Origin of the sequence: Xenorhabdus sp. IM139775, from assembly GCF_028598745.1 — a bacterium.
Classification (GTDB): Bacteria; Pseudomonadota; Gammaproteobacteria; order Enterobacterales; family Enterobacteriaceae; genus Xenorhabdus.
Genome location: NZ_JAQRFK010000016.1, coordinates 1 through 20,041, shown reverse-complemented (window position 1 = coordinate 20,041; position 20,041 = coordinate 1). Strand labels below are relative to the sequence as shown.

Here is a 20,041-nt window from a genome sequence, read left to right as displayed (position 1 = left end):
CGACAATATCAGCCTACAACCAGATTCAGTAACTTACCCGGGACGTAGATGACTTTGCGGATACTGACGTCTTCAAGATATTTCTTCACACTGTATTCTTGTGTCGCCATCTCTTGGACATACTCTTTTGCTGCATCTGCCGGTACAGTAATGCGACCACGCACCTTACCGTTAATCTGGATAATGACCAGTTTAGTATCGTCTACCATTGCCTGCTCATCAGTTTGTGGCCATGCCGCCGTGTCAATGTCGCCCTCATGGCCAAGCGCTTTCCACATCATGAAACAAGCGTGTGGCGTGATAGGTGAAAGCATACAGACAACCGCAATGAGTGCTTCTTGCATCAGGGCGCGATCTTGCTCTGTTTCCAGTGGCGCACGAGTCAGTTTATTCATCAGCTCCATGATAGCTGCAACGGCGGTATTGAACGCTTGGCGGCGACCAATATCATCAGTGACTTTCGCGATGGTTTTATGCAAGTCACGGCGCAGATCTTTCTGTTCTGGCGTCAGGTTGCTGACATCCAGTGGCTGGGTTGCCCCTTTGCTGCTGTGTTCGTAAACCAGACGCCAAACACGTTTCAGGAAGCGGTTAGCCCCTTCCACGCCTGATTCTTGCCATTCCAGCGTCAGCTCTGGTGGTGCCGCGAACATCATGAACAGACGGACGGTATCAGCGCCATATTTATCGACCATAGTTTGTGGATCGATGCCGTTGTTCTTGGATTTCGACATTTTGCTCATGCCGGTATAAACCAGTTCATGACCGTCTTTATCCGTGGCTTTCACAATGCGGCCTTTCTCATCACGTTCAACAATGGCCTCAGCCGGGGATACCCAAACTTTCTCGCCACTGTTCCCCGTGTAGTAGAAGGCTTCAGCCAGAACCATGCCTTGGCACAGCAGGCGCTTAGCGGGTTCATCCGAGTTGACCAGACCAGCATCACGCATCAATTTATGGAAGAAGCGGAAGTACATCAGGTGCATGATGGCGTGTTCAATACCACCGATGTATTGATCCACTGGCAGCCAATAGTTAGCTGCAGCCGGGTCCAGCATACCTTTATCATGATCCGGGCAGGTATAGCGCGCGTAATACCATGAAGATTCCATAAAGGTATCAAAGGTATCGGTTTCAAGCAGGGCTGGCTGGCCGTTGATGGTGGTTTTTGCCCATTCAGGATCGGCTTTGATTGGGCTGGTGATCCCATCCATCACGACATCTTCCGGCAAAATAACCGGTAATTGATCTGCTGGAACAGGGACGACCGTACCATCTTCCCGGGTTGCCATTGGAATTGGGGCGCCCCAATAACGTTGGCGGGAAACGCCCCAGTCACGCAGGCGGTAATTGACTTTGCGTTGGCCGGCACCGATGGCAACCAGTTTGTCAGCGATGGCATTGAAGCCTTCTTCATGGCTCAGGCCGCTGAATTCACCGGAATTGACCAGTGCATTTTTATCAGTAACAGCCGCTTCCTGAACGTTTGGTACATTTCCTTCGTTGTCAAGAATAACGGCTTTCATTGGCAGGCTGTATTTGGTGGCAAATTCCCAATCGCGCTGATCATGCGCGGGAACAGCCATCACTGCGCCTGTGCCGTATTCCATCAGGACAAAGTTGGCAACCCAGATAGCGATCTTTTCGTTGGTCAAGGGGTGGATGGCAAACAGGCCTGTTGGCGTGCCTTTCTTCTCCATGGTTGCCATATCCGCTTCGGCAACTTTGGTATTACGGCACTCGTTGATGAACTCTGCTAGTTCAGGGTTATTTTCCGCCGCTTGTTTTGCCAGGGGGTGACCCGCCGCGACAGCGACATAGGTTGCTCCCATGAAAGTATCCGGGCGAGTGGTATAAACGGTCAGCTTTTCTTGGCTGTCAGTAACATTGAACGTGATTTCGACACCTTCAGAACGGCCAATCCAGTTGCGCTGCATGGTCTTGACCTGTTCAGGCCAATCTTCCAGTTTATCCAGATCATTGAGCAACTCTTCTGCGTAATCGGTGATCTTGATAAACCATTGTGGGATCTCTTTACGCTCCACCTGAGAATCACAACGCCAGCAGCAGCCATCAATAACCTGCTCATTGGCGAGAACGGTCAGATCATGTGGACACCAGTTAACCGCGGACGTTTTTTTGTATACCAGACCTTTTTCGTACAATTGCGTGAAGAACCACTGCTCCCAGCGATAGTATTCCGGCGTACAGGTTGTCACTTCACGATCCCAGTCATAGCCAAAGCCGAGCATTTTTAACTGGTTTTTCATGTACTCGATGTTGGAATAAGTCCACGGGGCAGGTGCGGTATTATTCTTGACCGCTGCGCCTTCTGCCGGCAGGCCAAATGCATCCCAACCGATAGGTTGCAGGACGTTTTTGCCCAACATGCGCTGGTAACGGGAAATGACATCACCAATGGTGTAGTTACGGACATGGCCCATATGTAGTCGGCCAGAAGGGTAAGGTAGCATAGACAGGCAATAGTATTTTTCTTTGCTGTTGTCTTCTGTCACTTTGAACGTTTGCTTCTCTTGCCAATGAAGCTGGACTTGTTGTTCTATGTCTTCTGGACGATATTGTTCTTGCATGGCACCGATAATCCTATGGTGATTAATAAAGCTACGCCATTAGCGCGTTTGGTTTGTTTATGAAATCTAAGGTTCCATAGCATAGCTGATAAGGGATAGGGGCAACAACTCTTGTTAAGGGCGGAATGCGGAAAATGATTTATTTTTCGGGGGAATTTAAGGTCGGCGGTAGTTTTGCCACTCGCCGACAAAAATAATCAGTGCAGAATTTTCGCCAGGAAATCGCGGGCGCGCTCTGATTTTGGGTTGGCAAAGAAATCGTCTTTCTGACTGTCTTCGACAATTTTGCCTTCATCCATGAAAATAACACGGTGTGCTACCTTTCTGGCAAATCCCATCTCGTGGGTGACCACCATCATGGTCATGCCTTCGTTCGCTAATTCTACCATCACATCCAGCACTTCATTGATCATCTCAGGATCAAGCGCAGAAGTCGGTTCATCAAACAGCATCGCAATGGGGTCCATGCAGAGCGCACGGGCAATGGCAACACGTTGTTGCTGACCACCAGAGAGTTGTGCCGGGAATTTATCCGCATGACTGGTTAACCCAACCCGCTCCAGCAGTTTTAATCCCTTTTCAGTCGCTTCTTTCTTATCACGCTTTAACACCTTAACCTGAGCCAGTGTCAGATTTTCAATGATGGATAAGTGGGGAAAAAGCTCAAAGTGCTGAAACACCATCCCGACTTTGGAACGCAATTTCGCCAGATTGGTGTTCTTGTCATTGACTTTGGTGTCGTTTACGCGAATTTCACCTTGCTGGACAGGTTCGAGGCCATTGACCGTTTTTATCAGTGTGGATTTGCCGGAACCCGAAGGCCCGCAGACCACAACGACCTCGCCTTTTTTGACTTCTGTCGAGCAGTCAGTAAGAACCTGAAATTGGCCATACCACTTGGATACATTTTTCAGGGAAATCATCAGACAGTCCTTTTCTTCAAATAGTTAACCAGCATAGACGCGGAAAAACTAATCACAAAATAAACAAAGCCGGCAAACAGCACCATTTCAATCTGAGTGCCGTCACGCTCACCAATATTCGTCGCTGTACGGAAAAAATCCGCCAGGCTCAGTACATAGACCAGAGAAGTATCTTGGAATAATACAATGCCTTGGGTTAGCAGCAATGGGATCATTGCCCGAAATGCCTGTGGCAGTATCACCAGACGCATACTTTGCATAGGGGTCATACCCAGCGCCAGTGCAGCAGAGGATTGCCCGCGGGAAATGCTCTGGATACCTGCCCGAATGATTTCGGCGTAGTAAGCGGCTTCAAAGAGTGAGAACGCTACCATTGCAGAAATTAAACGGATATCAGTTTTTGGTGATATGCCTAGAATATTTTGTAATAAGTTAGGCACAATCAGATAAAACCACAGTAATACCATCACCAGCGGCACTGAGCGGAACAGGTTAACATACAGGGCGGAAAACCAGCTCAAGGCCTTGATGGATGAGAGGCGCATAACTGCCAGAAGGGTGCCCCAGACAATGCCGATGATAATGGCTATCACGGTAATTTTTGCCGTTATTATCAACCCATTCAGAAGAAAGGGCAGACTCGGTATAATCGAACTCCAGTCAAACTGATACATGGCTTTATCTTCCTCCCATATTGCCCGGTAAACGTACTTTTTTCTCCAGTATGCTCATGGCAAGCATGATCACGAGGTTGATACCGACATAAGCCAATGTGATTGCGGTGAATGATTCATAGGCGTGTGCGGAATAATCCAGCAATTTATTGGCCTGAGCTGCCATATCAACCAGCCCGATGGTGGAAGCAATGGCAGAGTTTTTCACCAAATTGAGCATTTCCGAGGTCATTGGGGGAATGATCACGCGGTAGGCATTTGGCAGCAGAACGTAACGGTAAGTTTGTGGCAGGGTTAAGCCCATTGCCAGCCCGGCGGCTTTTTGCCCTCTTGGGAGTGATTGAATTGCCGCTCGAACTTGCTCACATACACGGGCTGCGGTGAATAACCCTAAACAAATGACTGAGGAAATAAAAAATTGGATATTGGGATCCAGATCCATTTTGAACCAATCGCTCAGGTCTTTGGGCAGGAATTCGGGAGCCACCAGATACCAGGTAAAAAACTGGACAATGAGCGGCACGTTGCGAAATAGCTCAACATAGCAGGTCCCAAGCCCCGCCAGAAATTTATTCGGCACGGTACGGAGGATCCCGAACAATGAACCGACAACGAGTGCAATGATCCAAGCGCAGATGGAAAGTGCTACGGTGACTTGAAAACCAGAAATAAGCCACCCCAGATAGGTGGTATTGCCAAAAGGGGCAGCTTGTAAAAAGATGCCCCAATCCCAATTAACGGACATAATCGAACTCCCTGACATGGGGTTAGCTGTCATTCATCGAATTTAAATATGAAAAAATGAGGTAGGGAACGGCTACCTCATACCCGCCTTGTCAACAAAACTTGTATTTTTTTATTTGGTTAATTAAATGCCTTATCATTTGGGGATTTAAACAACTCCCGCATTTCACCTGACATGGAGAAGTTTAAGTTCAGGTTCTTGGGTGGAATGGGTTGTTTGAACCAGCGATCAAACATTTTTTCTGCGTCACCGGAGGTTTGCACTTTGACAATCACGTCATCAATCAATGTCTTGAATTGAGGATCATTTTTGCGCAGCATACAGCCGTATGCTTCTTCTGATTGTGGCTTACCAACAATGATCCATTGATCAGGTTTTTTCGCTTTTGCACGTTCACCGGCAAGTAAGGCATCGTCCATCATAAAGGCGACAGCCCGGCCTGATTCCAGCGTGCGGAATGAATCACCATGATCTTTGGTACTGATGATCCGCATTTTCATTTGCTTCTCATCATTGAGCTTATTCAATAATATCTCAGAGGTTGTACCCGAAGTCACAACGACATTTTTTCCGGCCAGATCATCAAATCCCTTGATGCCTGAATCTTTCTTAGCCAGCAGACGAGTACCGACGGCGAAGATGGTATTGGAGAATGCGGCTTGTTTCTGTCGTTCAAGATTGTTGGTTGTAGAACCACATTCAAAATCGAAAGTGCCATTTTGCAGCAGGGGAATACGGTTTTGGGAAGTAATCGGGATCAGTTTGACTTGCAAATGAGGCATGTCCAGTTTTTTCTTGACGGCATCAACGATCAGATTGGAATAATCTTGAGAATAACCAACGACATTTTGCTGATTATCGTAGTAAGAGAATGGAACAGAAGATTCCCTGTGCCCGACAACGATAACGCCGTTCTCCTTGATTTTTTTCAGTGTCCCCGTCAATTCCTGTGCATGGGCAGCGCCAACCGCACTAAGTAACATCATGGTTAACATTAACTTACGCATATACAACTCCTTTCTCTGGTTATTTTTTTCGTGAAATTGGATTTTTTACCGATAATTGTGTTTCTACATGAATGAGTAAGGCTGTCTGTAGAAACGATTTTCTGAGTCGTTTTGTTTATATGTCGTAAAAAAATAGTTCAAAATGTTACTTTTTTGAAACCATAATGTTTCTTTTTCGCGACTCACATCGCACTATAAATAAACAATTTCATTTATGTGTGGTTAAAAAGCGAATAATATTGAATATTGTTCACACTTTGTGCTATTTGAAATAATATTCTGCTTTGGTGGGTTATTTATGGTGAGATATGTGATGAATTCTTGTTATCTTAGTGATGAAAGCGATGATTACATAAAATCAGGGCATAAGTAATATGCCCTGACTCTTGTTAGCGTTTTGTTAATAATGGTAGAAAATATGGGATATTAATTTTTGCGGCGGTTTTTCATCAAAGCGTTTTTCATCAAAGAAACGATCAAAAACAGCGCACTTGCTCCCCATACCGGCCAATTTCCGAAACGAAAATAGGGGGTTAATCCTGTTGCGGGTATGACTTTGGTCGCCAATACCTGTCGGGTAGATTGTGGCAGTTCCGCTTGCACCGAACCATCCGGGTTGATGACTGCGGTAACACCATTATTTGTCCCCCTCAGTAGAGGACGTCCCAATTCAAGGGAGCGCATCCGGGCCATTTGAAAATGTTGCCACGGGCCAATGGAGCGCCCAAACCAGGCATCATTAGAAACGGTTAGCAGGAACTCTGTATCAGGTTTGAAGTTATCACGCACCTGTTCACCCAAAATAATTTCATAGCAGATAGCCGCAGTAATATTGCGCCCAGCAACAGAAAGTTGAGGCTGGATGTAATGACCCCGGCTAAAAGAAGACATCGGCAAATTGAACAAAGGGGCCAGTGGGCGGAATAGTGATGCTAATGGCACAAATTCACCAAACGGGACAAGGTGATGTTTGTCGTAGCGGGTTGGCGCTGGATATTGATAAGGTGCCTTATCTCCCAATACGATAATACTGTTATAGAATTTATAACCTTCCAACGTCGGTCGGGCATCTATAATGCCAGTGATCAGGCTAGTATTGTGTTGCCTCAGCACGGTATCCAATTTGGTCAGGAAATCGTGTTGGTTATATTCATAATCAGGGATAGCCGATTCCGGCCAGATGATGATTGGCGCTTTACCAATGAAAGGACGGCTGTTATCCAGATAAATATCCAGCGTCTTGCCGAGAACAGAAGGGTCCCATTTTATGGCTTGGGGAATATTACCTTGCACCAAAGCAATATCAGTGGCTTTTTCTGGTTGCAGGGTATACCACGGGTAGTGTCTCATTGGCCACGGTAACAGCAGCAGGATAATGGCGAAGATAGCCGCAGAAATTTTTTTCTGCCTGACAGCAAGCACCAGCAGCCCACTGATTAGCATAAGTAAGAAAGTAATGCCTTCCACACCCAGAATCGGCGCAATGGATTTCATTGGGCCATCAATCTGACTATAACCAAATTGTAACCACGGAAATCCCGTTAATACCCAGCCCCGCAAGAATTCTGTCAACTGCCACAGTGCCGGGCTGGCTATAACCAGCCTGATGCTATTGGCAGCCGGAAAAAAACGGTTCAATAAGCCGGCAAATAGTGCTGGATAAAGGGCAAGATAGGCGGATAGCAGGATCACCAAAAAGATATTGACAGCGGTCGGCATGCCACCAAAGTCAGCGATACTGATATAAACCCAATTTGTACCACTGCCAAACAAGCCAAGGCCCCAGCATAAACCAATAAAGCAGGCTTGGCGGGTGGTTCTGTTCAAAGAAAGGATTTGCAGGCCGAAAAGAGAAACAAGTGCCGCAGGCCAGAAATCAAAAGGTGAAAAAGCCAGCGTTCCACTGGCTCCGAAGAAAAGTGCCAGCACGGCACGTAACCGCTGGCAGCTCATTAATGAGGCTTTGTTCATCTAGATCCTATTATTGTTTGTCAAGGCTAGGAACGTCAGCATCATCCGGTATTTTTACATGAACCTGAATGATCTTACGACTATCAGACATGGTCACTTTGAAAAGATAGCCATCAATCGTGATAGATTCCCCACGTGAAGGCAGATGCCCAAATGCCTGCATGACTAGCCCACCAATGGTATCAACCTCTTCATCGCTGAAACGGGTGCCAAAAGTGTCATTGAAATCCTCAATTTGAGTCAATGCCCGCACTGAATAGGAGTGGCGACTTAAGGCACGAATATCGTTATCTTCGTCATCATCGTATTCGTCCTCTATTTCACCCACAATCAGTTCGAGAATATCCTCAATGGTGACCAGCCCTGAAACACCGCCAAATTCATCGATCACAATCGCCATGTGATAGCGTTGGGAACGGAATTCTTTCAGCAGGCGGTCAACACGTTTACTTTCCGGCACGACTACAGCCTGACGAAGAACTTTATCAATGCTGAAACGTTCTGCATTTGTACGCATGAAGGGTAGCAGATCTTTCGCCATTAATATGCCTTCGATATGATCTTTGTCTTCGCTGATCACCGGAAAGCGTGAGTGGGCCGAGTCAATAATAACATCCAGACATTCGTCCAGAGATTGGTTGCGTTTTAAGGTAACGATCTGTGAGCGCGGGATCATAATGTCACGCACGCGCTGATCAGCAATATCCATGACACCTTCGAGCATCTCTCGGGTATCGGGATCGATGAGGTCGTTCTGCTCAGAATCACGGATCAGTTCAACCAAATCATCACGGTTTTTCGGTTCACCGTGAAAAAGCTGATTAAGAAGCGCAAAAAAGCCTTTCTTAGGGTCAGGGCTATCGTTACTTGAAGGATGGTCGTCGCTCATGGCGTTTTAATGAAAATTCCCCATTAATAAAATCGTAGACTTGTATGTTTAACATAAAAATGTTGGCGGGGGTTATTCTTTTTCCATAAGGTAGGGATCAGGATAACCCATTTTTTCAAGAAGCTCTGTTTCCAAAGATTCCATCTCTTCTGCTTCATCATCTTCGATATGATCATATCCCAGAAGATGAAGGCTGCCGTGAACCACCATATGTGCCCAGTGTTCCTCGACGGTTTTTTGTTGCTCTTCTGCCTCTTTTTCAACAACTTGACGACAGATGATTAAATCACCGAGTAAGGGTAATTCAATTTCGGGTGGTGCTTCAAAGGGGAAGGATAACACATTGGTTGGCCTATCTTTCCCACGATAAGTGAGGTTTAAATCGTGGCTTTCTGCCTCATCGACCACACGAATGGTCACTTCACTTTCTGCCTGAAACGGTGGCAGAACACCCTCCAGCCAGCGTTGGAAAAGTGCTGCCCCTGGAAGCCCTGCGGGATTTTCACAGGCAATTTGTAAATCTAGTACCACTGAACTCATTGTGCTTCCTGCCTGCGTTTCTCATTGAATGCTTTTTTGCGTTCCTGTTCTGCGGCTTCCCATGCTTCATAGGCAATAACCACTTTTGCCACCACCGGATGGCGAACAACGTCTTCACTGTGTAAGAAGTTAAAACTCAGTTCATCAACATCAGATAAAACTTCTACTGCATGACTCAGGCCCGACTTTTGGCCTCTCGGCAGGTCAATCTGAGTCACGTCACCGGTAATGACCGCCTTGGAATTAAAACCAATGCGGGTCAGGAACATTTTCATCTGTTCGATGGTGGTATTCTGGCTTTCGTCGAGAATAATAAAGGCATCGTTGAGGGTACGTCCACGCATATAAGCCAGTGGTGCGACTTCAATAACGTTTCTTTCGATCAGCTTCTCAACTTTTTCAAATCCCATCATCTCAAACAGGGCATCATAAAGCGGGCGCAGATAAGGGTCGACTTTCTGGCTGAGGTCGCCGGGCAGAAAGCCCAGTTTTTCGCCGGCTTCAACCGCAGGGCGGGTCAGCAGGATACGGCGGATTTCCTGACGTTCCAGCGCATCAACCGCCGCGGCAACAGCCAAATAAGTTTTCCCTGTCCCCGCAGGCCCAACCCCGAACGTGATATCGTGATCAAGGATGTTGGCAATATATCGTGCCTGATTGGGCGTTCGGGGCTTTACCACACCCCGTTTAGTTTTGATATTGACGGCCTTACCGTATTCCGGGACGCTTTCTGCGGCTTGTTCCAGTACCCGGCTTTCGGCGATGGCGAGATGCACTTGTTTAGGATCAAGATCGGGTATCACGCCGCGTACAGGTGCCGTTTCGACATACAGGTGACGCAATATACCTGCCGCCGCACTCACACACAGTGGTTTACCGACCAGTTTGAAACGGTTATCACGGCGGTTGATCTCAATGCCCAAACGATGCTCAAGTTGTTTCAGATTATCATCAAGTGGTCCACACAGACTCATCAGACGTTGGTTGTCTGCGGGTTCCAGAAAGAGTTCTTGGGTTGCTACTTGTGGGTTTATTTGTGTCACTGATTATCTCTATGTTAGGGCCTGTTAAGGCTGATAAACGCCAACGCCGATCTCATCTTCCTTACGAGTCCGGGCAATGACTGATTCAGGTGACTCATGGATGCGCAGATCCATCTCATCTTCAGTACGGATGACTTTGCCACGCAGGGAGTTGGCGTATACGTCAACAATTTCGACATCAACAAATTTACCGATCATGTCAGGCGCTCCCTCAAAGTTAACCACGCGGTTATGTTCGGTACGTCCAGATAGCTCCATGATATTTTTGCGTGATGGGCCTTCAACCAGAATACGCTGCGTACTGCCAAGCATCGCACGGCTAAAGCTCATGGCTTGTTGGTTAATACGCTGCTGGAGCAGGTACAAACGCTGTTTTTTCTCTTCTTCACTGACGTCATCTGGCAGATCGGCGGCGGGTGTGCCTGGGCGTGCTGAATAGATGAAGCTAAAACTCATGTCGAAGTTAACATCGGCAATCAGTTTCATCGTTTTTTCAAAGTCATCTTGTGTTTCCCCCGGGAAACCAATAATGAAGTCAGAACTGATCAGGATGTCAGGACGAGCCTTACGCAGCCGGCGGATGATACCTTTGAATTCCAGCGCAGTATGGGCACGTTTCATCATGGTCAGAATGCGGTCGGAACCACTCTGGACTGGCAGGTGCAGGTAGCTGACCAACTCAGGTGTATCTTCGTAGACTTCGATAATATCGTCAGTAAACTCAATGGGATGGCTGGTGGTGAAGCGAACGCGGTCAATACCGTCAATGGCTGCAACCAGACGCAACAACTCTGCAAAGGTGCAGATACGGCCATCAAATGTTGCACCACGATAGGCATTCACATTTTGGCCGAGCAGGTTAACTTCACGTACACCTTGTGCGGCAAGTTGCGCAATCTCGAATAACACATCGTCACAAGGGCGGCTGACTTCTTCCCCACGGGTGTATGGCACAACGCAGAATGTACAGTACTTATTGCAGCCTTCCATGATGGAAACGAATGCGCTCGGGCCTTCGGCACGCGGCTCTGGCAATCGGTCAAATTTTTCAATTTCAGGGAAACTGATATCAACGACTGGGCTGCGGGTGCCTTTTACGTGATTAATCATTTCGGGCAGGCGGTGCAGGGTTTGCGGCCCAAAAATAATATCGACGCTGGGTGCGCGCTGGCGAATGTAATCTCCTTCCTGAGAAGCAACACAGCCGCCCACACCAATAATGATTTCAGGGTTGTTATCTTTCAGGCCCTTCCAGCGGCCAAGTTGGTGAAAGACTTTTTCCTGCGCCTTTTCACGGATTGAACAGGTATTCAGGAGTAAGATATCCGCTTCTTCGGCGACATCGGTTAACTGATAACCGTGCGTGGTTTCCAGTAAGTCGGCCATCTTGGATGAATCGTATTCATTCATCTGACAGCCCCAGGTTTTGATATACAGTTTTTTTATTGTCGACATTTTGTGTATCCGGTGTTTCCAGTGGAATGATGCTTCAACACTGAAAAGCGCATATATCGCACAATATTGTATTGTACGTCATTGCACGTCGTGTATTTAGCATAATATTGTTGGCTATTGTAGTCATTTGAGGCACCAGTGACCAGACTGTAACAGCGGATATTCACAGCCGGAAAGGGAAAATTCCGGTACACTATTTTAATCAATAAGTTAATGATGTGATGAATATGAATAATCCTCAACAAAAATTCGATATCGTGGTTGTTGGCGCAGGTATGATTGGCGCTGCGACAGCATTGGGATTGGCGCAGGAAGGTTGGCGCGTTGCATTATTGGAGCACCAGCCCCCCGCGCCTTACGAGGCGGATAGTGAACCCGATGTTCGCATCTCTGCAATAAGCTGTGCTTCGGTGAATTTATTGAAACAATTGGGAGCATGGGAAAATGTATTGCAAATGCGCAGTGCTCCTTATCGGAAGCTGGAAACTTGGGAGCAAAATGATTCGAACGTCATTTTCGACGCTGAAAGTTTGGGGCTGCCGGAATTAGGGCACATGGTTGAAAATCGCATCTTGCAACTGGCACTGTGGCAGGAATTTGAGCGTTATCCAAACCTGACCTTGTTTTGTCCCGCGGTACTGAAATCTATGCAGCGCCAGCATGAAAATAAAACGTGGCGGGTGGTATTGGCAGATGGCATGGAAATGGATACCCGGCTGATGATTGGCGCAGATGGTGCCCGTTCTCAAGTTCGTCAATTGGCAGGTATTGGCAGTAAAGGGTGGCAATATCGGCAGTCGTGTATGCTGATCACCGTCAAGACTGACTCGCCTCAACAAGATACAACATGGCAACAATTTTTCCCTTCTGGCCCCAGGGCCTTCCTGCCGTTGTTTGATCAACGGGCGTCATTGGTTTGGTACGATTCTCCGGCTCGTATTCGTCAATTGCAGTCGATGACGATGACACAACTTGAGCGAGAAATTTTTCAGGCATTTCCCACCCGCTTGGGCAAAGCTATTCCAATTGCCGCAGGCTCATTTCCACTGACTCGTCACCATGCCAGCCATTACGTACAAGAAGGATTGGTTTTGTTGGGCGATGCGGCTCATACCATCAACCCCTTGGCAGGGCAGGGGGTGAATTTAGGGTATCGGGATGTTGATGTTTTACTCAAGGTGCTGACCAATGCTAAGGAGTTATTGGAAGAGTGGGACTCTTTGGCCGTCTTGATGCGTTATCAGTCTCGCAGGATGCCGGATAATTTGGTGATGCAAGCGGGAATGGATTTTTTCCATACCACATTCAGTCATGATTTGCCGGGATTGAAAACGGTACGAAATCTGGCATTGATGGCTGCGCAACGTTCAGGCGTAATGAAAAATCTTGCGCTGAAATATGCCTTGGGGTTGTGATAGAGATTGTCTTCTATAATGTTTCCTCTGTAGCCCCTTATGGGGCTAGTTTGGTTGGTTTTATAAGAATATCAGCGGGTATTCCGAACATACAGTGTAGATTCCGGATCATAGGTAATGTCAGGTTGCGCTTACGATTTAGCACTTCATAAACACGGTTGGATTTGCCAATGGCGGGTTCTAAATCTTTAACAGTTAGTCCTGATTGCTCTATTCTGAATTTAATTGCCTCAATGGGATCGGGTGGATCTATTGGGTAATGTTCTGCTTCATAGGCTTCAATTAATAGCATCATGACTTCCATGTAATCAAATTCAGGAGTCCCGATTTCAGGTTGCTTATCAAACAATGGAGCAATAGCTTTTAATGCTTCTTGATAGTCGTTTTCTGTTCTAATGGGTTTAATGTTCATTATTCACTCCGGTTCTATGGTGTTGGCATTTATGACATCGTATTGTTTGTGTGTACCGATGAATTTTATATACGCCCAGCCTGCGGGGTAAAAGATGGAAACTATCAGACGGTAATGGTTCCCCTTGATGTTGAATACCACACGGTTGTTCTGCATCGGGGTATTTTTCCCAAAACATTTTTAATGATGCAACGGATATTATTTTCATAAACTCATGCTAGTCCCGATTTGGGACTTATACAAGTAAATGTATTATTTTTATTCAACTGATGGCGTTGAATTAAGGGGATAGGTGACTGAATACTTATTCTATTTAGACGTCGTTGAAGCTGCGGGTTTTTGTGGGAAGCTTGATGATTAGAAAACAAAAAAACCACCTCTTGGTGGCCTTATCACATCGTGTAACTCATCGAAAATACTGGCTGGGGTACCAGGATTCGAACCTGGGAATGCCGGAATCAGAATCCGGTGCCTTACCGCTTGGCGATACCCCAACTGGATTTGTAAATGGTGGCTACGACGGGAATCGAACCTGTGACCCCAGCATTATGAGTGCTGTGCTCTAACCAGCTGAGCTACGTAGCCATTTACAACATATCGTAAGATTTATGATAACTTTCAGTGATATGGCTGGGGTACCTGGATTCGAACCAGGGCATGCCAGGATCAAAACCTGGTGCCTTACCGCTTGGCGATACCCCACCTGAATGTTATCACTGCAACCTTTGTTATTCCCAGAGCGATCAGTTAACGAAATATCATTTTAACTTGCTATTTCAGCTAAATGGCTGGGGTACCTGGATTCGAACCAGAGCATGCCAGGATCAAAACCTGGTGCCTTACCGCTTGGCGATACCCCACCTGAAACAACATGCTAAAACTTAAAATCGTGACTAAAACACATTCTAAGTACAACCCGATAAAGAAAATGGTGCGGGAGGCGAGACTTGAACTCGCACACCTTGCGGCGCCAGAACCTAAATCTGGTGCGTCTACCAATTTCGCCACTCCCGCAAAGATGGTGGCTACGACGGGAATCGAACCTGTGACCCCAGCATTATGAGTGCTGTGCTCTAACCAGCTGAGCTACGTAGCCATCTTTTTCGCTTTGCCTTCATCGGCGGTGCGGGGCGAATTATGCGTATATCAGGCAGATGCGTCAACTGCTTTTTTAAAAAAATATGCGCAAAATCGTTTGTTTGTTTGTCTTGCAAGCATTTTGTCGACAAAGCCAGCGAAAGCAGTTGAAATTATCCGCCAAGAAGATGTTGCAGCAGCACACCATTCAGCATTGCCCGTTTCGTGAGTGCGAATGCACCAATCGCTGAACAGTGATTTAGCTCAGAAATCACCACGGGGAGGTCTTCACGGAATGCTTTTAATACTTGCGTATTGATGCTGCTCTTAATCGTCGGCAGCAGTATGTTTTCCGCTTCAGTAATTTCCCCGGCGATCACCACTTTCTGAGGATTAAATAGGTTAATCGCGATTGAGATAGCCTTGCCAAGATAGTGCCCTACTTGCCTGATAACTTCTGTTGCAAGAGGGTCACCCGCATTAGCTGCAAGGCAAATTGCATGGATATTACAATTATTCAAGGCAAGCTGGCTTGGGAAACCTTGGCGTAATTGATGTTGTACTTTGGACTCGATTGCAGAATTGGAAGCGATAGTCTCCAGACAACCAAAATTACCGCAATGACAGCGTTCACCCAGGGGATCGATTTGGATATGGCCAATTTCACCCAGATTACCGCGTTTGTTGAGCAGAATATTGTTGCTAACGATAACACCCGCCCCAGTGCCGCGATGAATACGCACGAGAATGGAATCCTCGCAATCACGTGTTGCCCCGAAATAACTTTCTGCCAATGCCAGGCTGCGAATATCATGCCCAATAAAGCAGAAGGTATTGAAATACTCTTTGAGACGCTTAACCAGAGGCCAGTTATCAACCTCAATATGTGGCATATAGCGGATGATACCTTGCTCAGGATCAACCAGACCGGGAAGAATGACGGAAATGGCGATCAGTTCACGGAGCCGGCGCTGGTTTTTGTTGATGAAACTCTCAATGACGTAAATAATTCGCTTTTCGACTTCTTGCTGAGTATTTTCCCGCACAGGATAGCGCGCTTCCACTAACGTCTTGCCGCTCATATCGAACAGCGCCACGGTTGCATCATGGCGCCCGAGCCGGACGCCAATCGTATGGAAATGCCGTGTTTCGCTAATAATGGAGATGGCGCGCCTTCCTCCGGTTGAAGCCTGATGCTCGACCTCTTTTATCAGGCCCCGTTCCAACAACTGACGAGTAATTTTGGTTACGCTGGCAGGAGCAAGCTGGCTCTCTTCTGCGATTTGGATGCGTGATATTGGCCCATGCTGATCAATCAGCCGATAGACCACAGCGCTATTGAGTTGTTTGACTAGATCAATATTACCAATTTGCTTCTGCGCGTTCTCATTACTCATCAGTCTTTATACTCACGGTAGTTTGATTTCATTTCCGTTAACAATGGTCTTGCTGATGTTGAAATTGTGAGTAAACGCAGTCAGATTCGCTACCTTGCCGGATTCAATCGTGCCGAGATGTTTATCAACACCGATTGCCCTAGCGGGGTAAAGCGTCACCATGCGCAACGTTTCATCCAAAGCAATACCAACATGTTCCACACTATTTTTGACACCATCAATCATGGTGATTGATGAGCCGCTCAGTGTTCCATTCTCATCAACACATAAGCCGTTTCGATAATATATTGTTTTATTAGCAAAGGTAAATTGTTCCATTGCATCGTGGGAAAGCCCGGCAGGAACAATGGCGTCTGTGACCAAGATCAGTTTTTCATTTTTTAATCGCTTGGAATTGCGGATATTTGGCCATGAAACATGCATCCCGTCACAGATAATGCCGGCATAGACTTCTGAGGAATCATAAATAGCGCCGACCAACCCGGGTTGGCGGCCCGCAATCGGAGGCATGGCATTATATAAATGGGTAGAGAAAGTAATGCCCTGTTGGAAACCTTGGCGAGCTTCTTCATAAGTCGCATTGGAATGACCAGCCGAAACCGTAATACCCGCTTCGGCCAGTTGTTGAATATATTGGCTTTCTACCATTTCAGGCGCGAGGGTAATCTTGGTGATAACATCCGCATTCAGGCACAGGTAATTAACCATTTCAGCGGTAGGTTTGCGGATATAAGCGGTATTGTGAGTGCCTTTTTTTATTGGATTGATATAAGGCCCTTCTAAATGCAGCCCTAATGCCTGATTGGGATTTTTTTTCAGGTAGGCGCGCATCACTTCAATCGCTTTTATCATTAATTCATCAGGGCTGGTGATGAGGGTAGGCAGGAAACTGGTACAACCGTAGCGCTGATTGGTTTCCTGCATGATGTGCAGAGTCTCTTCTGAAAGATCTTCCAATCGTTCATTAAACTGGACGCCACCACAACCATTTACTTGTAGGTCAATAAATCCGGGGGCGAGATTGGCGCCCTGTAAATCGTGTTTTTCAATCCCTTCCGGTAACTCGTCTACCGGGCAGACTTGCTTAATCAAACCCTCAGCGATAATGACGGCATGGTTATCGAGCCGGTCATATCCGGTATAAATAATTCCATTGGTTAATGCGTACATGAATATCTTAACTCCTAAATCCGTTTAGCTGGCAAATTCACTCACAATGCCAGCTTCTAACTGGTGGAAATACTTCACTGTCTTTACCTTGAGTTCCATGGTGGCGGGTTCATCACAGACAATCAGTGATTTTGGATGCATCTGGAGACAGGTGACTGTCCACATATGGTTGATATTTCCTTCTACCGCCGCTTGCAGGGCTTGCGCTTTATTCATCCCGGTTGCCAAGATCATGATTTCTTCCGCATCCATTAACGTGCCCACCCCAACGGTTAAGGCATATCTGGGGACTTGTTCCACATCATTATTGAAAAAACGGGAATTGGCCGTCCGCGTTTCAATGGTCAGTGTTTTGATTCGCGTGCGTGAAGAAAGAGAAGATGCTGGTTCATTAAAGGCAATATGCCCATCATTACCGACACCGCCCATAAATAAATGTATCTTGCCATAAGATTTGATCTTATTTTCGTAACGTTGGCATTCAACCTCAATATCTTTCGCGTTACCGTTTAACAAATTGATATTTTCTTTTGTAATATCAATATGATTAAAGAAATTCTGGTACATAAATGAATGGTAGCTTTGAGGATGGTCTTCCGGCAACCCCACGTATTCATCCATATTAAATGTCACAACATGCTTGAAGCTCACTTTTCCGGCTTGATAGAGGGCAATAAGTTCCTTATAGGTTGTCAGTGGCGTGCTGCCGGTAGGAAGCCCAAGCAGGAAAGGGCGTTCAGCCGTTGGCTTGAACTCATTAATCCTGCTCACAATGTAGTGAGCAGACCATCGACCAACGTCACTTGCCGTTGTTAGGGGGATCAGCCTCATGATTACCTCTTAAAAATCATTCAATAAATTAATGATAAAAAGTTATATACGATACGCATGATAGTTTAGATATCAATATGTTGCATGATAACTATAGGACAAAACTGTACACCATATCTGTTTTAAGCGGAGGTTATTCCATTTAGTACAAAAAGATATTTTATATTTTAAAATAAGATTGCCTGAATGGCTAGTTTTTTAGCCTTTTTAAGGTGTTTGTTGACTAATAAACAGAATAATAAAAGATGTTTTTTTGTATATAAAAATAAGTTTTTATGAAAATTTCAATTTAAAAACAATTGGATAGGCTTTTTGCTATGATAAAAAGGAACATAATAACGTTCCTTTTTATCTTTTAAACATAACTTATTCAGTTTGACCTGAGTGGCTTAATTCTAACTGAGCTTTCATTTGTTCCGCGATCCCTTCGGCTTGTGGGCCGAGGATGACTTGAATATTCTGTTTACCTATTTTTAAGACGCCTTTAGCCCCTAATTTCTTCAATTGAGCTTCGTCTAATCGAGAATTGTCCTCGACTGTTAAACGGAGTCGAGTGATGCAAGCATCGATTGTACGGATATTGCCAGACCCACCGAGGGCACTGATATAATGTGAGATAGCTTCTTTATCTTGAGAGGCAGACGTTGCTTGATCTGAATTTGTCTCTTCCTCTTCCCTGCCGATCGTATTCAGATTGAAAATGCGGATCATTAAGGTAAAGACAACGAAATAGATAACAAAGAATAGGATAATGAGTGGGATTAATATCCAGGGTTTTGTTGCTAATCCCCAATTTAATCCTAAATCAATCAGGCCAGCAGAGAAGCCAAAACCGTGCAAGACACCCAACGAGTTTGTAATTACCATGCTAACGCCCGCAAGAATTGCATGCAAAACATACAATACGGGGGCTAAAAACAAGAATGAAAACTCGATGGGTTCAGTGATACCCGTCAGGAATGATGTTAAGGCGACAGAGAATAACATCCCACCAATTTGAGGGCGACGTGATTTTGGTGCAGCCAAGTACATCGCTAAGGCAGCGCCGGGTAAACCACCCATAAATATTGGATAGGCCCATGCCATATAAACCCCTGCCTGGGGATCACCCGCAAAGAAACGATTGAGATCGCCACGACTAAGATCACTGGCTATTTGAGTGACACTTGAACCCTCTATTCCGGGTATTACTGCACCAATAGCGAGCGAGTGTGCTACATCAGGAGCCAAACAGATATTATGTATTGATCCCGCCAGATCGTAAGTGATTTTGATACAGTCACCTAAGCTAAACCAGAAAACGGAATGTAGGATATAGTGCAAGCCAAACGGAATCAGAGAGCGATTAAGAACGCCATAAGTAAACCATCCAACCATCCCACTTTTAGACACTAAAAAACTAAAACTATCAATGCCATGTTGCACATATGGCCAGAGATGCCCACAAATCCATGCAAAGAAAAGGCAAATAATTCCGGTTATGATAGGGACTAAGCGCTTACCAGCGAAAAAGGCTAAAAACTCTGGTAATTTGGTTTCAGAAAAACGGTTATAACAGTGGCCGGCAACAATTCCCGAAATAATACCTGCAAAGAATGACATATTAATTTCAGGATCAATAACAGCGGTTGCTTTTGTCAGAATAAAAAAGCCAACGACACCAGCGAGTGCCGCAGCACCGCCATTATCTTTCGCCAGACCGACAGAGATCCCCAGTGCAAATAATAAAGGCAAATTTTCAAAAATTCCGCCGCCTGCGCTGGCAATAAAAGCGATATTGAATACATCTGGTTGACCGAGCCGCAGTAGTAACGCGGCGACAGGAAGTGACGCGATGGGGAGCATAAGTGCTTTTCCCAAACGCTGTAAGTAACTAAATATACCCATGATGCTCACCTGTT

The 20,041-nt window shown here is 46.0% G+C and carries 17 protein-coding genes and 6 tRNA genes; 1 reads left to right on the top strand and 22 read right to left on the bottom strand.

What is annotated here, in order from left to right; all coding sequences use genetic code 11:
- Positions 1 to 8: 8 nt before the first annotated feature.
- The 10 genes from leuS to miaB form a co-directional block, all read right to left on the bottom strand.
- A complete protein-coding gene (gene leuS / locus PSI17_RS05690) occupies positions 9 to 2,591 on the bottom strand; it encodes a leucine--tRNA ligase (protein WP_273551042.1) in 2,583 nt (860 codons plus the stop codon).
- Between the two features lie 197 nt (positions 2,592 to 2,788).
- The gene (locus tag PSI17_RS05685) at positions 2,789 to 3,514 is read right to left on the bottom strand and encodes an amino acid ABC transporter ATP-binding protein (protein ID WP_273551041.1); all 726 of its coding nucleotides are present in this window, start codon (positions 3,512 to 3,514) and stop codon (positions 2,789 to 2,791) included.
- The gene (gene gltK, locus PSI17_RS05680; RefSeq protein ID WP_273551040.1) at positions 3,514 to 4,188 is read right to left on the bottom strand and encodes a glutamate/aspartate ABC transporter permease GltK; all 675 of its coding nucleotides are present in this window, start codon (positions 4,186 to 4,188) and stop codon (positions 3,514 to 3,516) included. Before gltK ends, PSI17_RS05685 begins: the two co-directional genes overlap by 1 nt.
- Before the next feature lie 4 nt (positions 4,189 to 4,192).
- Complete coding sequence (locus tag PSI17_RS05675; protein ID WP_273551039.1) at positions 4,193 to 4,933, bottom strand: amino acid ABC transporter permease; 741 nt, start codon at positions 4,931 to 4,933, stop codon at positions 4,193 to 4,195.
- Between the two features lie 119 nt (positions 4,934 to 5,052).
- On the bottom strand, positions 5,053 to 5,940 hold the full coding sequence (locus tag PSI17_RS05670) for a glutamate/aspartate ABC transporter substrate-binding protein (protein ID WP_443256004.1): 888 nt from the start codon (positions 5,938 to 5,940) through the stop codon (positions 5,053 to 5,055).
- A gap of 426 nt (positions 5,941 to 6,366) precedes the next feature.
- Positions 6,367 to 7,911 carry an apolipoprotein N-acyltransferase gene (lnt, locus tag PSI17_RS05665; RefSeq protein WP_273551037.1) on the bottom strand — a complete coding sequence of 515 codons (1,545 nt, stop codon included), beginning with the start codon at positions 7,909 to 7,911 and terminating at the stop codon, positions 6,367 to 6,369.
- Positions 7,912 to 7,921: 10 nt separating this feature from the next.
- Positions 7,922 to 8,800 (bottom strand): CNNM family magnesium/cobalt transport protein CorC, encoded by an 879-nt coding sequence (gene corC, locus PSI17_RS05660; RefSeq protein ID WP_273551036.1) that lies wholly within the window; start codon positions 8,798 to 8,800, stop codon positions 7,922 to 7,924.
- A 72-nt stretch (positions 8,801 to 8,872) separates the two neighbouring features.
- Positions 8,873 to 9,340: an rRNA maturation RNase YbeY gene (ybeY, locus tag PSI17_RS05655; protein WP_273551035.1), complete on the bottom strand. Its 468-nt coding sequence runs from the start codon at positions 9,338 to 9,340 to the stop codon at positions 8,873 to 8,875.
- Positions 9,337 to 10,314 carry a PhoH family protein gene (locus PSI17_RS05650; RefSeq protein ID WP_443256005.1) on the bottom strand — a complete coding sequence of 326 codons (978 nt, stop codon included), beginning with the start codon at positions 10,312 to 10,314 and terminating at the stop codon, positions 9,337 to 9,339. Before PSI17_RS05650 ends, ybeY begins: the two co-directional genes overlap by 4 nt.
- Before the next feature lie 93 nt (positions 10,315 to 10,407).
- Positions 10,408 to 11,838, bottom strand: a complete 1,431-nt coding sequence (gene miaB, locus PSI17_RS05645; RefSeq protein WP_273551033.1) for a tRNA (N6-isopentenyl adenosine(37)-C2)-methylthiotransferase MiaB — start codon at positions 11,836 to 11,838, stop codon at positions 10,408 to 10,410.
- Positions 11,839 to 12,065: 227 nt separating this feature from the next.
- On the opposite strand from miaB, the gene ubiF reads away from it, so the two are divergent.
- The gene (ubiF, locus tag PSI17_RS05640; RefSeq protein ID WP_273551032.1) at positions 12,066 to 13,253 is read left to right on the top strand and encodes a 3-demethoxyubiquinol 3-hydroxylase; all 1,188 of its coding nucleotides are present in this window, start codon (positions 12,066 to 12,068) and stop codon (positions 13,251 to 13,253) included.
- Positions 13,254 to 13,290: 37 nt separating this feature from the next.
- Here ubiF and PSI17_RS05635 read toward each other — a convergent pair whose 3' ends face one another.
- From PSI17_RS05635 to nagE, 12 genes are all read right to left on the bottom strand, one after another.
- On the bottom strand, positions 13,291 to 13,665 hold the full coding sequence (locus PSI17_RS05635; protein WP_273551031.1) for a helix-turn-helix domain-containing protein: 375 nt from the start codon (positions 13,663 to 13,665) through the stop codon (positions 13,291 to 13,293).
- Positions 13,666 to 13,668: 3 nt separating this feature from the next.
- Positions 13,669 to 13,821, bottom strand: coding sequence for a type II toxin-antitoxin system HigB family toxin (locus PSI17_RS05630; RefSeq protein WP_443256003.1), 153 nt, complete (start codon positions 13,819 to 13,821; stop codon positions 13,669 to 13,671).
- Positions 13,822 to 14,084: 263 nt separating this feature from the next.
- Positions 14,085 to 14,159: transfer RNA gene (locus tag PSI17_RS05625), tRNA-Gln, on the bottom strand.
- 14 nt (positions 14,160 to 14,173) lie between these two features.
- A tRNA-Met gene (locus tag PSI17_RS05620) sits at positions 14,174 to 14,250 on the bottom strand.
- Positions 14,251 to 14,292: 42 nt separating this feature from the next.
- Positions 14,293 to 14,367 (bottom strand) — tRNA-Gln (locus PSI17_RS05615).
- 83 nt (positions 14,368 to 14,450) lie between these two features.
- A tRNA-Gln gene (locus tag PSI17_RS05610) sits at positions 14,451 to 14,525 on the bottom strand.
- 69 nt (positions 14,526 to 14,594) lie between these two features.
- Positions 14,595 to 14,679, bottom strand: a tRNA-Leu gene (locus PSI17_RS05605).
- A 5-nt stretch (positions 14,680 to 14,684) separates the two neighbouring features.
- Positions 14,685 to 14,761: transfer RNA gene (locus tag PSI17_RS05600), tRNA-Met, on the bottom strand.
- A 154-nt stretch (positions 14,762 to 14,915) separates the two neighbouring features.
- Positions 14,916 to 16,139: a DNA-binding transcriptional regulator NagC gene (nagC, locus tag PSI17_RS05595; RefSeq protein WP_273551030.1), complete on the bottom strand. Its 1,224-nt coding sequence runs from the start codon at positions 16,137 to 16,139 to the stop codon at positions 14,916 to 14,918.
- A gap of 12 nt (positions 16,140 to 16,151) precedes the next feature.
- Positions 16,152 to 17,309: an N-acetylglucosamine-6-phosphate deacetylase gene (nagA, locus tag PSI17_RS05590; protein ID WP_273551029.1), complete on the bottom strand. Its 1,158-nt coding sequence runs from the start codon at positions 17,307 to 17,309 to the stop codon at positions 16,152 to 16,154.
- Positions 17,310 to 17,333: 24 nt separating this feature from the next.
- Entirely contained in the window at positions 17,334 to 18,140 is an 807-nt protein-coding gene (gene nagB / locus PSI17_RS05585) for a glucosamine-6-phosphate deaminase (protein ID WP_273551028.1), read from the bottom strand.
- Positions 18,141 to 18,506: 366 nt separating this feature from the next.
- On the bottom strand, positions 18,507 to 20,041 hold a 1,535-nt coding region (gene nagE / locus PSI17_RS05580; protein ID WP_273551027.1), incomplete at its 5' end, for an N-acetylglucosamine-specific PTS transporter subunit IIBC.

Coding starts and splice junctions, on each gene's coding strand:
- nagB (WP_273551028.1), bottom strand. CDS start 18,140: ATGAGGCTGATCCCCCTAACAACGGCAAGTGACGTTGGTCGATGGTCT.
- nagC (WP_273551030.1), bottom strand. CDS start 16,139: ATGAGTAATGAGAACGCGCAGAAGCAAATTGGTAATATTGATCTAGTC.
- leuS (WP_273551042.1), bottom strand. CDS start 2,591: ATGCAAGAACAATATCGTCCAGAAGACATAGAACAACAAGTCCAGCTT.
- PSI17_RS05675 (WP_273551039.1), bottom strand. CDS start 4,933: ATGTCCGTTAATTGGGATTGGGGCATCTTTTTACAAGCTGCCCCTTTT.
- gltK (WP_273551040.1), bottom strand. CDS start 4,188: ATGTATCAGTTTGACTGGAGTTCGATTATACCGAGTCTGCCCTTTCTT.
- corC (WP_273551036.1), bottom strand. CDS start 8,800: ATGAGCGACGACCATCCTTCAAGTAACGATAGCCCTGACCCTAAGAAA.
- ybeY (WP_273551035.1), bottom strand. CDS start 9,340: ATGAGTTCAGTGGTACTAGATTTACAAATTGCCTGTGAAAATCCCGCA.
- miaB (WP_273551033.1), bottom strand. CDS start 11,838: ATGTCGACAATAAAAAAACTGTATATCAAAACCTGGGGCTGTCAGATG.
- PSI17_RS05630 (WP_443256003.1), bottom strand. CDS start 13,821: ATGCAGAACAACCGTGTGGTATTCAACATCAAGGGGAACCATTACCGT.
- ubiF (WP_273551032.1), top strand. CDS start 12,066: ATGAATAATCCTCAACAAAAATTCGATATCGTGGTTGTTGGCGCAGGT.
- PSI17_RS05685 (WP_273551041.1), bottom strand. CDS start 3,514: ATGATTTCCCTGAAAAATGTATCCAAGTGGTATGGCCAATTTCAGGTT.
- nagA (WP_273551029.1), bottom strand. CDS start 17,309: ATGTACGCATTAACCAATGGAATTATTTATACCGGATATGACCGGCTC.
- lnt (WP_273551037.1), bottom strand. CDS start 7,911: ATGAACAAAGCCTCATTAATGAGCTGCCAGCGGTTACGTGCCGTGCTG.
- PSI17_RS05650 (WP_443256005.1), bottom strand. CDS start 10,314: ATGAGTCTGTGTGGACCACTTGATGATAATCTGAAACAACTTGAGCAT.
- PSI17_RS05670 (WP_443256004.1), bottom strand. CDS start 5,940: ATGCGTAAGTTAATGTTAACCATGATGTTACTTAGTGCGGTTGGCGCT.
- PSI17_RS05635 (WP_273551031.1), bottom strand. CDS start 13,665: ATGAACATTAAACCCATTAGAACAGAAAACGACTATCAAGAAGCATTA.